Below are 13,615 nucleotides of genomic sequence, written 5' to 3'. Positions count from 1 at the left end.
ACCGTACCCGTTTCGACAAGCGCTTTCTAGAGGTTGGCGGTGTTTCGTGGAAATGCCGCCCCAGAAAGGACGAAAGCCCTTTCGCGAATCCGGTTCGACTGCCACCCTGCCAGCACCCGCACTCCCCCCACTGCGCAGGAGGCACCCGCATGTCCGCATTCCCCGGCAGAGAGGTCGGACGCCGTACCTTCGTGCTCGGCACCGCTGCCGCCGCCGGTGCTGCCGCCCTCTCCGGTCCGCTCGCCGGCTCCGCGTCCGCCGCGGGCTTCGGCTGGAGCGACGACGGCTCCCACTACGTCGTCGACACCGGCGCGGGCCTCGTCTTCAAGGTCGACAAGGCCAACGGCGATCTGACCTCGCTGGTCCACAAGGGCACCGAGTACCAGGGCTACGGCGGCAAGAACTCGCACATCGAGTCCGGTCTCGGCAGCTCCACGGTCGGCATCAGGCAGTCCGGTTCGACGATCCTGATCTCCGTCGCGTACGGCACGCTCCGGCACCACTACGCGGCCCGCAGCGGTGAGAACAACATCTACCTGTGGACCGAGAAGGCGGACGACTCGGTCTCGGCGACCCGCTACATCCTGCGTGTCAAAGCGGGGAAGTTCCTCGACGACGCGCCCGACTCCTACACCTACGCGCCCACGACCGTCGAGGCCTCGGACGTCTTCGGGAAGTCCGACGGCCAGACCCGCTCGAAGCACTATTCCAGGCTCCGGGTCATGGACTACGACTACGTCGGCTGGTCCACCGGCGGCGTCGGTCTGTGGATCGTGCGCAGCAACCACGAGAAGGCCTCCGGCGGCCCCTTCTACCGCTCGCTGCTCCGCCACCAGAGCGCGGACGGCGGCGGCCTGTACGAGATCCTGTACTACGGCGAGAACCAGACCGAGGCCCAGCGCTTCGGCCTCCAGGGCCCGTACGTCATCGCGTTCACGGACGGCGGGGCCCCCTCCTCGGCGCTGTTCCCGGGCACCCTCACCACCTCCTGGGCGGACTCGCTCGGCATCCCCGGGTACGTGCCGGCGAGCGGGCGCGGAAAGGTGGCGGGGGTCGGGATCTCCGGGCGCGACACGGCGCACCCGTACACGGTCGGACTGGCCAACGCCGCCGCGCAGTACTGGGGTTCGGCGCGTTCCTCGGACGGCCACTTCTCGATCGGCGGCGTGCTGCCGGGGGCGTACACACTGACCGTCTTCAAGGGCGAGCTGGCCGTGTACACCACGTCCGTGTCGGTGTCCGTGGGCGGGACGACCACCCTCAACACCCTCACGATCCCGTCGTCGAACGACCCCGGCAACGCGACCGCCATCTGGCGGATCGGCGACTGGAACGGCAGCCCGAGCGGCTTCAAGAACGCGGACCTGATGACGTACGCGCATCCGTCCGACGTCCGGGCCGCCTCCTGGACCGGCAACGTGGTGATCGGCAGCGGCAGCGAGACCTCCGCCTTCCCCTGCTACATCTGGAAGGACGTCAACAGCGGTCTGCTGGTGTACTTCAGGCTCACCGCGGCCCAGGCCGCCACCGCGCACACCCTGCGGATCGGGGTGACGACGGCGTACGCCAACGGCAGGCCGCAGATCGCCGTCAACGACACCTGGACGTCCGCCGTCCCCTCCCCGCCCAGCCAGCCGAGCACCCGGTCCCTGACCGTGGGCTCGTACCGGGGCAACAACCACACGTTCACGTACAACGTCCCGGCCGCCGCCTGGAAGACGGACACCAGCCAGTACAACGTGCTGAGGATCGACGTGGTGAGCGGTTCGGGGACGACGTCCTATCTCAGTGCGGGGACGGCGATCGACGCGATCGATCTGCTGGCCTAGGGGCCGCCCGTCAGGTCATGTCCCGCGCGTCCACTGCTGGTTGGCCCCTCCGTTGCAGGTGTAGGTGATGATCGCGGCGGAGTCGGCGGTGGACGCGCCGTTCACGTCCAGGCACTCGCCGGTCGCGCGGGACCTGACGGTGACGTAGGAGCCGGTGGTGGTCAGCGACCACTGCTGGCCGGTCGCGGAGGAGCCGCAGTTCTCCTGCGTGACGGTGGTCGCGTTCTCCTGCACGCACAGGGAGCTGTGGCGCACCATCACCTGGTAGTAGCCGCTCGCGAGGGGCCTGAACCAGAACCTCTGGTTGTCGCCGCCGTTGCAGTCGTACTGCTTGAGCTGCGCACCCGGCCACTGGGAGCGGCTGGTCACGTCGGCGCACCTGCCGGAGTGCCGGGCGATCAGGGTGTGGTAGGTGGCACTGGTGCCGGTGACCGTGCCGGCGGCCGTGTCGACGGTGATCTCCGGGGACCAGGACAGGGACAGCGAGGTGGAGCCGGGGAAGGTCAGCGGAAGCCAGACGTACCGCGAGTCGTTGACCGTCCCGCCGAAGGAGTTGCCCCAGCGGTCGCCCAGGTAGAGGTAGGAGGTGCCGGAACCGTTCTGTACGGGGAGGACGTACGCGGTCTGCGAGCCGTACCCCGTCGAGTCGCCGGTGTTCGCCATCGGCGTCCAGGGGCCGGCCAGGCTGGTGGCGGTGGCGTACTGCTGCTGGTTGGGGCTCCAGCCGGTGGCGCCCGACGTCAGCATGAAGTAGACGCCGCCCCGCTTGAACAGGGCCGGTGCCTCGCGGTGTCCGCCGGGCCAGGGGTTGGCGACCAGGCGGTCGATGCCGGTGTAGTCGGCGGTGAGCCGGTAGATGTGCAGGTCGTAGTTCTCGTTTGCGGCCGAGACCAGGTACGCCGTGCCGTCGGAGTCGACGTAGGTGGTCAGGTCGCGGGACATGTACTGCCCGAGGGGGCGGAAGCTGCCCCGGTAGCTGTAGGCGCCGTCGACGGTGTCGGAGACGGCGACGGCGGCGCGGGCCTCGCTGTAGTCGGTGCCGTTCTCCTTGTGCATCCACATCACGAACATGCCGGTGGCCGCGTTGTAGACGACCTTCGGGCGCTCGATGTAGGCGGTGGACAGCTCGGCGGCGGAGGACCGGGACAGGACGTGGGCGCGGAACTCCCAGTTCTTCAGGTCGGTGGAGCGGTAGGCGTCCACGTACCGGAAGGTGTTGTCGCCGTCGCGGTCCTCGCCGAACCAGTAGTAGTAGGCGCCGACTTTGACGACCCCGCCGCCGTGGGCGTGCACGGGGTCGCCCGACGTGTCCGTGAACTGCGTGCCGTTGGTGATCGTCTGCGGTGCCGCCTGGGCGGGTCCGGCCGTCGCGAGGGCTGCGGCGAGGGCGCAGCACAGCGCCAGGAGCAGGGCGTACGCGCGTCTCACCTCATCCTCCCTGCGTCGTGGTGTCGGCGACGGGGACGCCGAAGTCCGGGGTGCCGTCGGCCTTCCAGCCGAGCTTCTGGATGCGGGTGTGCCGGTTGGGGTCGTGCAGCGGGTCGCCGGTGATCTCCTTGTACTGGCGGGCGTGGTAGACGAGGACGTCGCTGCGGCCGTCCTCGGCGACGGTGAAGCAGTTGTGGCCCGGGCCGTACTGTTTCGTGGTGTCGTCACTGGTGAACACCGGGACCGGTGACTTGGACCAGCTCCGCGCGTCCATCAGGTCGCTGCCGGCGCCGGCGGTGAGCAGGCCGACGCAGTAGTGGTGGTCCGTCGCGCTGGCGGAGTAGGTGAGGAAGACGCGACCGTTGCGCTGGAGGACGTACGGGCCCTCGTTGACCTTGTATCCGACGCACTCCCAGTCGAACTCCGGTGTGGAGAGCCGGACTTGCGGCCCGGTCAGCGTCCAGGGGTCGGCCATCCGGGAGATCCACAGCGCGGTGTTGTTGTCCATGCCGGGTTCGTGCTGGGCCCAGACGAGGTAGCGGGTCCCGCGGTGCTTGAAGGTGGTGGCGTCCAGGGAGAAGGTCTCCCAGGCGGTCTTGATCCGGCCCTTCTCCACCCAGGTCCCGCGGAAGGGGTCGGGGCTTGCGTTCTCCAGCACCCAGATGCGGATCGCCCACACGTCCTCGGCGGGCGCGGAGGCGAAGTAGATGTACCACTTGCCGCCGACCCGGTGCAGCTCCGGCGCCCATATGTGGGCGCCCATCGGGCCGGTGGCGTGCGCCCGCCAGATCACGGACTCGGCGGCGGTGGACAGGCCGTTCAGCGTGCGGGAGCGGCGCAGGATGATGCGGTCGTACTCGGGGACGGTGGCCGTGAAGTAGTAGTGGCCGTCGGTGTGGCGGGTGATGTGGGGGTCGGCACGCTGGACGACGAGGGGGTTCACCAGGGGAGCCGCCTCGCGGGACGCGGAGGGGGAGGCGAAGGCGGGGGTCGCGGAGGCGGCCGCCAGGGCACCGGCGGCCGCGGCGCCCTTCAGCAGCAGGCGGCGGGTGGGAGTCGGGGGGAGGTCGTGGTCGCGGCTCATGCGGACTGCCTCTCGGTGGGGAGAGCGAAACGTTCGACTGGCCGAACGTCATCTGCAATTCCGAACGCCGAAAAGGTACGGGCGACCCTTCCGGAGGTCAACGGATTCGACGGGACACGCGGTAAGCGTTTTCTGCTCCGGTCGGCGACGTCCCGGTCGGTGAACCGTGCGCCTATGGGCCGGACGCGACGTGCGCCCATGAGGCGGACGCGACTGCCCGTCGTCCGCGCGTTCGACTAGCGTCGTGACATGACCAGCACCACCTCCCCCGGCCTCGCCGAAGCCCTCGCCGCCACCACGGTCGTGCTCGACGGCGGCATGTCCAACCAGCTCGAGTCGGCCGGGCACGACCTGAGCGACGAGCTGTGGTCGGCGCGGTTGCTCGCCGAACGGCCCGAGGCCGTCACCGAGGCGCACCTCGCCTACTTCACCGCGGGCGCGGACGTGGCGATCACCGCCAGCTACCAGGCCACCTTCGAGGGCTTCGGCAGGCGCGGGATCGGCCGCGAGGACGCCGCCCGGCTGCTGGCGTCGAGCGTGGAACGGGCCCGTGCGGCGGCCCGGCGGGCGCGGGACGCCGGAGCGACGCGGCCGCTGTGGGTGGCGGCCTCGGTCGGCCCGTACGGGGCGATGCTCGCGGACGGGTCCGAGTACCGGGGGCGGTACGGGCTGAGCGTCGGGGAGCTGGAGCGGTTCCACCGGCCGCGGCTGGAGGTGCTGGCCGCCGCCGGCCCCGATGCGCTGGCCCTGGAGACCGTGCCGGACGCCGATGAGGCGGCCGCGCTGGTGCGGGCCGTGCGGGGGCTGGCGGTACCGGCCTGGCTCTCGTACACGATCGACGGGCGGCGTACGCGCGCCGGGCAGCCACTGGAGGAGGCCTTCGCGCTCGCCGCCGAAGCCGACGAGATCATCGCGGTGGGCGTGAACTGCTGCGCCCCCGAGGACGTGGAGCACGCCGTCGAGACCGCGGCCCGGGTCACCGGAAAGCCGGTGGTCGTCTACCCCAACAGCGGTGAGGCCTGGGACGCCGAGGCCCGGGCCTGGAAGGGCCGCACCACGTTCGACGCCGATCGGGTGCGGGCGTGGCGGGACGCCGGAGCACGGCTGATAGGCGGGTGCTGCCGGGTGGGGCCGGAGGCGATCGGGGCGATCGCGCGGGCCCTGGCGGACTGAGCCCGCCGCCCGACGCCCTCATCGCCTTGTACGCTCGCCAAGTCGGCGGCGAGGAAGGCGAGTTGAGCCCCGACCCGGCTCCTTCATGCAGCCCCCCACCTGGGGGACACCGACGCGCCGAGGTGGCCCGGGGAAGCGCCGGTCGGCGTGCGAGCGGATCGTGACCTCCATCCGGTGACCCGCCCGCCCGCCGGTACCGCCGGCCGTGGGGCGCGGCCGTGGGGCGCGGCCGTGGGGCGCGGCCGTCAAATGCAGCCGGAACCCGGGCACCGGTCCCCTACCCGTTCCGGGCGCCGGCCTTCCGACGGGAATCCGGCCTTCCGACGGGAATCCGGCCTTCCGGCGGGGAACCGGTTGCCGTCATGTCGCCGCCGTTCCCGTGAGCGGGAAGGAGCCGGACGCGTGACCGGGAGGAGCGGGGACGCCGGGCGCGGCACCGTCCGGGACGTCGGCGCGCGGGCCGGGGCGTCCGCGCGGACCGTAGCCCGGGTGCCGGGTGGGGCCCGGTGAGCGCCGCGACCCCTACCCGGGCTCCGCGGGCGGTGTGGGAGATGGACCCGCGTGGCCCACGCACGGGCAAAGGAGATCGCCGGAGCCGGCACGCCGACGAGGGCGTTCGTCCTCGCGGACATCACGGGCCCGTCGTACGCGCACCTGGCGCGCGGGGCCGCCCGCGAGGCCGCCCGGCCCGGGCACCTGTGTGCCGTCCCGGGCCGACGGCATCCACCTGACCGGCGATCGCGGACGGGTGGTGGGCGGCCGCGGGCGTCAGCGGCGCCGGGCTCCGACCGACCGCCGCAGGCGCCGTACCGCCGCCGCCAGTTCGGCGCCCGGGGCGCGGATCTCGGCGGCGGTCGCCGGTTCCGGTATCACGGCGGGAGCCGACCAGAGGGCCACCTCGGCATCGCGTGGGCCATGGGCGACCTCCGGCACGCCGTCACCGAAGATCCGCACGGGATGGGAGGCGTCCCAGGCCTGCCAGCCGGGGTTCCCGGTCGTCGCGAACCGCACCCAGGCCGTGTGCATCGCGTCGCACAGCTGCTGCGGGCCGCCCTCGCCCGCCAGCTTCTTCGACTCGGGCACGTCACCGGTGTCGAAGACGAACCCCAGTTCCAGGGCGTGACAGGCGCCGAGGGCGGGGAGGTTGGAGGGCCAGGCGAACTCGTAGAGGTAGGAGGTGCCGGGGCGGGCGTCGGCGAGGCGGTGCAGCGGGATGCGCAGCAGGTGGTCGGTGACCATCTGCCCGACGGTCTCGGCGGCGCCGGCGTCGGGGTGGAGGGCACGGTAGCCGCGGGGTACCTCGTGACCGACGTGGCAGCGGGCCATGGCCCCGGCCAGGGCGACGGGACCGAGCCGGTCGACGCGCTCGAGCAGCCCGCCGGGCACCAGCCACAACCGGTATTCGTCCCGGGTCCAGCCCATGAGCAGGTCGACGCCCGGTGCGGCGGCGCCGTCGAGCAGCGCCTCGAGCGGGTCGCGGGGTACGAGGTCGCCGTCGACGACGATGCCGAAGGCCGGACCGCCCAGCACGGGGCTGCCGAGCCGGCCGACCTCGGCCTGGGTGCGCAGCAGCAGGTCGCGGTCGACGGCGGCGAAGGCCTCGGCGGTGGCGGGGATCTTCAGGCGGGTGGCCATGCGGCGGACCACGCGGCGCACCTTGTCGCGGTCCACGGCTTCCGGTGGGCCGCTCTGCAGGACCGCCCGCCGGATCAGGCCCTGCGTCTGGGGTGCGGCGAGCAGGGTGCCGGCGCTGATCGCGCCGGCCGACTGGCCGCACAGGGTGATCCGGTCCGGGTCGCCGCCGAAGGCGCGAATGGTCTCGTGCACCCAGCGCAGTGCGGCGAGCTGATCACGCAGGCCGGGGTTGGGGGGCGCGTCGGGGAACAGTCCGTAGCCCTCCACTCCCAGCCGGTAGTTGACCGAGACGCAGACGACACCGTCCCGGGCGAAGGTTCTGCCGTCGTACACCGGCACGGCGGAGGAACCCCTGGTCAGCGCGCCGCCGTGCAGAAAGACCAGGACGGGGAGCCGGGCGGCGGGGCCCGGCTCGGGGGTCCAGACGTTGAGGTTGAGGCAGTCGTCGCCGGGGATCTCCGGGTCCGACAGGTAGTGGGCGAACGCCTCGGAGTACGGCGGTTTCGGAGCGGTCGGCCCGAAGGCGACCGCGTCGCGCACCCCGTTCCAGGGCTCGGGCGGCTCGGGCGGCCGGAATCGCCGGGGGCCGAAGGGCGGGGCGGCGTAGGGGATGCCCCGGAACACCGCGATGCCCTGCTCGTACCGGCCGCGTACGGCCCCGTGGGGCGTTCCGACCACGGGGCCCGTCGGGTCTGCCGTCATCACCACCAGCCCTTCGCCGCGCTCGTGCACCGCTCATCCCAGAGCACCACATCACCCGGATGTATTCCCGTGCACGGACTCGGCGACAGGCCGTTCGGCGCAGGAACGCCGTCCCGGTGGGGAGTTTCGAAAGCCGTGCCTGCCGGCATCCGGTGATTTCCCCGTCTTCACGCCGCGTTGTCGCGCACCTATCGTAGGAAGCGCTTTCTGCATGATCGGCGCACAGACCGCGGAAGCAGCGTCGGTCGCAACTTTCGATGGCCCGGGGGCGGGCCGGAGAGGTGGTTCCCCATGGTCCGTGCGGGGGGTGCGAGCGTGGCGGCCGGGCCGACGCTGGCCGTGGTGGCCCGGGAGGCGGGGGTGTCGGTGCCCACCGCGTCGAAGGTGGTCAACGGCCGCGAGGACGTGGCGCCGGAGACCCGCCGGCGCGTCACCGAGGCGCTGGACCGGCTCGGTTACGTCCGCCGTCCCCGTTTCGACGCGGCGAGGACACCGGGCCTGGTCGACCTGGTGGTGCACTCCCTGGAGAGTTCCCGGTCGGGCGCGGTGCTGCAGGGCGTGGAGGCGGCGGCGTACGAGGCGGGCCTGGAGGTGGTGGTCTCGGCCGGGCCGACCCGCACCCGGGGCGGCCGGCCGGAGCACGGCTGGCTGGACAAGTTCACCGCACGCGGCTCCTCGGGGGTGCTGTTCCATCTGGCGGAGCTGTCGGCGTCGCAGTACGCCTGGCTCAACCACCAGCGCATCCCGTACGTGCTCATCAACCCGGCGCACGAGCCGCCCGCCGGAGTGGTGTCGGTCGGGGCCGCCGACTGGCAGGGCGGGGTGAGCGCGACCGAGCACCTGCTGGGGCTCGGCCATGAGCGGATCGCGGTGATCGCCGGGCACCGGCGCACGATGTCCGGCGGCGCCCGGGTGGCCGGCTACCGCTCGGCGCTCGCCTCGGCCAGGGTGCGGCACCGCGCCGAGTACGTGCGGCACGCGGGCTTCGACGAGACGACCGCCCGGCTGCGCATGCACGAGCTGCTGGACCTGCCCGAGCCGCCGACCGCGGTGTTCGTGTGCTCGGACCGGATGGCGCTCGGGGTCTACGCGGCGCTTTCGGAACGGAAGTTGAAGGTACCGGACGACATCAGCGTGGTGAGTTTCGACGATCTGCCCGAGGCCCGCTGGGTCGCCCCGGCGCTGACCACCGTCCGCCAGCCGCTCGCGGAGATGGCGGCCACGGCGCTGCGGTCGCTGGTGCGGCTGATGCACGGGGAGCGCCCGGAGGGCACGCGGACGGAGCTGTCGACCCGGCTGGTGCACCGGGCGAGCACCGCAGCACCGCCCGCGCTCCGGCCAACTGCGTGACGCCGCCCGCCCGTTCGGGCGCATGGCGGTGACCCTCCCCCGCCGAGGTCGTTCGTCCGGGCATGAAGCACACCACGCGTACCGCGGCGGCCCTGGCCGGGGCCGCAGTCGCTTTGGTCACCGCCTACGGCACGGCCCACGCCGCCTGTCACACCCTCGCCCCCGGACAACCCACCGCCACCGTGGCCGCGCCCGGCGACGAGCACGACCCGAAGGAGGACGTCGAGGTCGACGAGAACGGCCGCCCCGACCTCAAAGAGGACTGAGCACGCCAACGGCCGGGCACCTCCCGCACGGGGTGCCCGGCCGTCGTCGTATGCGGTTGTCTCCGCGTCGGGAGGCTGTCGCGCGATGCTCCGCGCGGCCGTCGCCGTCAGTCCTCGTCGCCGTCGCCGCCCGCTGCGAAGAGGGCCTCGACCACGTCCACGGCACTGCCGTCGTGGTCACTGCCGGCGGTGCCGCTGCCGGTCTGGAGGTTGCCGGTGCGGTCGATCTCGACGATCGCGTCGTTCTCCGAGTTGTCGGTGCCGGTCCGCGAGTTGTCGATCACGGTCAGCAGGCTCCCGGACGCGGCCGCGGGTACGGCGCCGACGCCGAGCAGAGCGGCGGCGACCGCCGTCGCCGTCCCGAGCCGGGGCCAGGCACTCGTCACACGCCCACGCCCTCGGGGCTGAGCCGCTCCGGGGCGATGTTGCGCTCCAGCAGGGTGGTGGACGCCTGCACGCCGACCCCGCTCGCGGGGTCCACCTCCGGCAGCCGTCCGTCGGCGGCCTTCAGGCCGGAGAGCGCGGAGTCCATCGCCTCGTGCGCGGCGAACAGGCACGGGGTGCTGTAGATCGCCACGTCGACGCCGAGGTCGGACAGTTCACCGAGGGACAGGCGGGGCGACTTGCCGCCGGCGATCTGGTTGAACAGCAGCGGCTTGCCGCCGACGACCTCGCGGATGCGCTGGATCCACTCGACACTGCGCACTCCGTCGACCAGGACCACGTCGGCGTCGGTGGCGGCCAACTGCTCGGCGCGGTGCAGGATGTCGTGCTCGTCGGTGGCGTCCGTGCGGGCGACGACGACCAGGTCCTTGCGGGTCTGAAGGACCTTGTGCAGCTTCTCCAGGTACTCCTCCAGCGGCAGGACCTGCTTGCCGTCGGCGTGTCCGCAGCGGCGGGGCCGCTTCTGGTCCTCCAGGATCACACCGGAGGCACCGATGCGTTCGAGTCCCTCGACGACGTGACAGGCGACCTCGGGATCGACGTAGCCGTCGTCGATGTCGACCAGCAGATGGTGGTGCGGGAACGCGCCACGCAGCCGCTGGACGAAGGCCACCATGTCGGGCCAGGCGATGAATCCGATGTCCGGCAGCCCGTAGTACGAGGCCGCGAACCCGAAGCCCGAGACGAACATCCCGTCGTAGTGCTTGGCCGCGATCGATGCCGAGTACATGTCGTACACGCCGATCAGCGGTGTGGTCCCGGGCCCGGCGATGCGTTCGCGCAGCTTCTTACCGTAGGTCAAGGTCCGGCTCCTTTTGTGGGTGGGTGACGCGGGGGCGGGATAGGCCGCCGCGTCTCGACGCCCTTTACCAAGACAAGAGCATCCCTAGATGATCACGTGACCTTTCGTGAAGGCAGCCTTTACTCACCCCAATGGCGGAACCGGTTCACCGCAGAAACGTCACGCGTCGAGCCGCGCCGCCCAGGCGAGACCGCCGTCGAGGTGGGCCAGGAAGGCCGCGTCCCGGTAGGCGTCGGCGGCGTGTCCGAGGGCCGTGTAGAACATGCGTCCGCCTTCGGCACCCTGCTCGCGGCACCAGGCCAGCGGATGATCGGCACCCATCCCGCCGCCCTCGTACGACGCCTCGTCGGCGCGCAGCAGCACCCGGGCCCGGCCCCGGGGACTGGCGTCGAAGTCGTACCACTCGTCTGTGACGTCCCAGACCGCCGGCAGACGCCGCGTCGCGGGATGGCCGGGGTCCTCGACGACGGCCCGGCCCGGCTGGAACGGAGGATGCCGTACGAAACGGGCGCCGAGGAGTTCGCCGTAGTACGGCCAGCCGTACTCGGTGCAGGCGGCCGCGTGCACCCCGGCGAAGCCGCCGCCCGCTTCGACGTACTCGGCGAGCCGCCCGCGTCCGGCCCGGGTCAGCACGTCCCCGCTGGTGGAGAGGAAGACGACGGCCGCGTAGCCGCCCAGCGGCCGTTCGAGGTCCCTGGGATCCTCGGTGTGCTCGACGGCGAACCGGCCGAGCGCGCGGACGGCGGCGACGGCGACCGGGATGGATGCGTGACGGTAGTCCGTGGTGCGGGTGTAGACGAGCAGTCGCGCGGCCATGCGGCGACCCTAGCCGGGCGGGCGCCCGCCCCGGGACGTGCCGAAGCGGCCCGGCGCGGAGGGTGAGGACCGTGCCGAACCCGCTTGCCGCGTACGGCGGATGACCGTAGCCTCCCCCGCGATGAACGCCATCCCGCCGCTCCTGGACCATCTCGTCCTCGCCACGCCCGACCTGGCCGCGACCGTCGCCGAGTTCGAGCGGCGGACCGGGGTGACGCCCGCCCCCGGCGGAGTGCACCTCGGGTTCGGCACGCGCAACCACCTGGTGGGGCTGGGCGGCCGGAGCTATCTGGAGATCCTCGGCCCCGACCCGGAGCAGGCCGGACCCGCCGGGCCGCGGCCCTTCGGCGTCGACCGGCTGACCGGTCCGCGCACCCTGACCTGGGCGATCAGCCCACCCGACCTGGACGGAGCGATCACCACGGCCCGCGCGCGGGGCTACGATCCGGGTCCCGCGCAGCCGATGAGCCGCCGCACCCCGGACGGCACCGTGCTGCGGTGGCGACTGACCGACGGCGGCGGCGCGCACCCCTCCGGACTCGTCCCGTTCCTGATCGACTGGGGCGAGTCCCCGCACCCGGCCGGCTCGGGCCTGCCCGTCACCCCGCTGCTGGAGGTGACGGCCACGCTGCCGGAGCCGGAGGAGGTCCGCGCGCCGCTGGCCGCCCTGGGTACGGGGCTGTCGCTCACGGCAGGACCGGCCGCACTCTCCTTCACCGTGGACACCCCGAACGGGCCGGTCACCTTCCGCTGAGTCCGGGAAGGACCGGGCCCCGGAACAGGGCGTTCTGTGCCCGTCGCTCACTCCGCCCGGAACCGGGCCGGTGCGCGCCCGTAGTGTCCGATTCCTTCAAGACCGGCCGACCGGCACCTGCCTACGGTGACCGCATGACCGCACGATTCACCGTGATCGGCGTGGTGGCCTCGAATCTCGCCGCCTCGCTCGCCTTCTACCGTCGCCTCGGCCTGGCCTTCCCCGCCGGGGCCGAGGAACTACCGCACGTCGAGGCCGAGTTGCCCGGCGGGCTGATCCTCGCGCTGGACACCGAGGAGACCATCCGCTCCTTCCACTCGGGGTGGCGGCCGCCCGCCGGTACAGGCCGGGTCTCGCTCGCCTTCCGGTGCGACTCGCCCGCCGATGTCGACGCCCTCTACGAGGACCTGGTGGGCGCCGGACACCACGGGGAGCTGAAGCCGTGGGACGCCTTCTGGGGGCAGCGGTACGCCACCGTGCACGACCCCGACGGCAACGGCGTCGACCTGTTCTCCCCGCTATCCGCCCCCGCCGAGTAGCTCCCCCAGCGGACGGCCCGCCCACTCCCGTACCTCACGCGCGAAGTGCGGCTGGTCCGCATACCCGGCACGGACCGCCGTCTCGGCGTACGGCACCCCGGAGCGGGCCAGCGCCAGAGCCCGGCGCAGGCGCAAAATGCGAGCGAGCGTCTTGGGCCCGTAGCCGAAGGCGCCGAGGCTGCGGCGGTGCAACTGGCGTGCGGTGATGCCGAGTTCGGCGGCCGTCACGGACACCGGGCGGCCCTCGTCCAGGCACTCCACCAGCCGGTGCAGGAGCGGATCGGGGGCTGCCGCCCATGCGGCCCGGTCCAGGGCGATGTCCTCAAGAGCCGTGGCCGGATCGGGCGCGGCCTCGACGTGGTCGCGCAGGCGCCGGACCCGGGCGGCGGGCCACAGGTCCGCCAACTCCACCCGGCGGTCGCGCAGTTCGTGCGCCGGCACACCGAGCAGGGCGGGCGCCGTACCGGGGAAGAAACGAATGCCTGCCCAGGACCGGGCCGGGCCCTCGGGGACGTAGGGGCGGGTGTCCGGGCCGGCGACCAGCAGCCGACCCTCGCTCCACAGCAGGTCCATGCAGCCGTCGGGCAGCACGGGCTCCGCCCCGGCCCCGGTCGGCGTGTTCGTCCACACGACCGCGCCGGTCAGCCGCGACGCCCGCTCCGCGTACACAGCTGCCAGCCTACGTCGTACGCGGTGCCGCCCCATGTCCAGCCCGTCTGCGGAACCACCTCCCCGCCGGTGCCGGTGCGCCCTCGCGGGCACCCGCGCCGTCCCCGGCGCTCGGCCCTGCCGG

13 protein-coding genes are annotated in these 13,615 nt (G+C 72.7%); 6 read left to right on the top strand and 7 right to left on the bottom strand.

Features of this window, described 5'->3' with window-relative positions:
• Positions 1-149 precede the first annotated feature (149 nt).
• On the top strand, positions 150-1,829 hold the full coding sequence (locus ACZ5CW_RS21495) for a rhamnogalacturonan lyase B N-terminal domain-containing protein (protein WP_468603643.1): 1,680 nt from the start codon (positions 150-152) through the stop codon (positions 1,827-1,829).
• Between the two features lie 15 nt (positions 1,830-1,844).
• On the opposite strand, the gene ACZ5CW_RS21490 is transcribed toward ACZ5CW_RS21495, so the two are convergent.
• Positions 1,845-3,257 (bottom strand): RICIN domain-containing protein, encoded by a 1,413-nt coding sequence (locus ACZ5CW_RS21490; RefSeq protein ID WP_468603641.1) that lies wholly within the window; start codon positions 3,255-3,257, stop codon positions 1,845-1,847.
• 1 nt (position 3,258) lies between these two features.
• Positions 3,259-4,341, bottom strand: coding sequence for a glycoside hydrolase family 43 protein (locus tag ACZ5CW_RS21485; RefSeq protein ID WP_468603639.1), 1,083 nt, complete (start codon positions 4,339-4,341; stop codon positions 3,259-3,261).
• 249 nt (positions 4,342-4,590) lie between these two features.
• Here ACZ5CW_RS21485 and mmuM point away from each other — a divergent pair, with 249 nt between their 5' ends.
• The gene (mmuM, locus tag ACZ5CW_RS21480) at positions 4,591-5,514 is read left to right on the top strand and encodes a homocysteine S-methyltransferase (RefSeq protein ID WP_468603637.1); all 924 of its coding nucleotides are present in this window, start codon (positions 4,591-4,593) and stop codon (positions 5,512-5,514) included.
• 768 nt (positions 5,515-6,282) lie between these two features.
• On the opposite strand, the gene ACZ5CW_RS21475 is transcribed toward mmuM, so the two are convergent.
• Complete coding sequence (locus tag ACZ5CW_RS21475) at positions 6,283-7,851, bottom strand: carboxylesterase/lipase family protein (RefSeq protein WP_468603798.1); 1,569 nt, start codon at positions 7,849-7,851, stop codon at positions 6,283-6,285.
• A 291-nt stretch (positions 7,852-8,142) separates the two neighbouring features.
• Between ACZ5CW_RS21475 and ACZ5CW_RS21470 the strand changes: the two genes are divergently transcribed.
• Together ACZ5CW_RS21470 and ACZ5CW_RS21465 are read left to right on the top strand one after the other, a co-directional pair.
• Positions 8,143-9,201 (top strand): LacI family DNA-binding transcriptional regulator, encoded by a 1,059-nt coding sequence (locus tag ACZ5CW_RS21470; RefSeq protein WP_468603635.1) that lies wholly within the window; start codon positions 8,143-8,145, stop codon positions 9,199-9,201.
• Between the two features lie 62 nt (positions 9,202-9,263).
• On the top strand, positions 9,264-9,467 hold the full coding sequence (locus ACZ5CW_RS21465; protein WP_468603633.1) for a hypothetical protein: 204 nt from the start codon (positions 9,264-9,266) through the stop codon (positions 9,465-9,467).
• A 107-nt stretch (positions 9,468-9,574) separates the two neighbouring features.
• Here ACZ5CW_RS21465 and ACZ5CW_RS21460 read toward each other — a convergent pair whose 3' ends face one another.
• From ACZ5CW_RS21460 to ACZ5CW_RS21450, 3 genes are all read right to left on the bottom strand, one after another.
• Positions 9,575-9,853 (bottom strand): hypothetical protein, encoded by a 279-nt coding sequence (locus tag ACZ5CW_RS21460; protein WP_468603631.1) that lies wholly within the window; start codon positions 9,851-9,853, stop codon positions 9,575-9,577.
• Positions 9,850-10,713, bottom strand: a complete 864-nt coding sequence (locus ACZ5CW_RS21455) for an isocitrate lyase/PEP mutase family protein (RefSeq protein WP_468603629.1) — start codon at positions 10,711-10,713, stop codon at positions 9,850-9,852. Before ACZ5CW_RS21455 ends, ACZ5CW_RS21460 begins: the two co-directional genes overlap by 4 nt.
• Positions 10,714-10,872: 159 nt before the next feature.
• On the bottom strand, positions 10,873-11,529 hold the full coding sequence (locus ACZ5CW_RS21450; RefSeq protein WP_468603627.1) for a ThuA domain-containing protein: 657 nt from the start codon (positions 11,527-11,529) through the stop codon (positions 10,873-10,875).
• 121 nt (positions 11,530-11,650) lie between these two features.
• On the opposite strand from ACZ5CW_RS21450, the gene ACZ5CW_RS21445 reads away from it, so the two are divergent.
• Together ACZ5CW_RS21445 and ACZ5CW_RS21440 are read left to right on the top strand one after the other, a co-directional pair.
• The gene (locus ACZ5CW_RS21445; protein WP_468603625.1) at positions 11,651-12,283 is read left to right on the top strand and encodes a VOC family protein; all 633 of its coding nucleotides are present in this window, start codon (positions 11,651-11,653) and stop codon (positions 12,281-12,283) included.
• Between the two features lie 134 nt (positions 12,284-12,417).
• Positions 12,418-12,822 (top strand): VOC family protein, encoded by a 405-nt coding sequence (locus ACZ5CW_RS21440; RefSeq protein ID WP_468603623.1) that lies wholly within the window; start codon positions 12,418-12,420, stop codon positions 12,820-12,822.
• On the opposite strand, the gene ACZ5CW_RS21435 is transcribed toward ACZ5CW_RS21440, so the two are convergent.
• A complete protein-coding gene (locus ACZ5CW_RS21435; protein WP_468603621.1) occupies positions 12,802-13,491 on the bottom strand; it encodes a helix-turn-helix domain-containing protein in 690 nt (229 codons plus the stop codon). The two genes, ACZ5CW_RS21440 and ACZ5CW_RS21435, sit on opposite strands and share 21 nt — an antisense overlap.
• Between the last annotated feature and the right edge of the window lie 124 nt (positions 13,492-13,615).

This window comes from Streptomyces sp. NPDC031379 (assembly GCF_055569615.1).
This window is presented reverse-complemented; position numbering and strand designations above follow the sequence as displayed.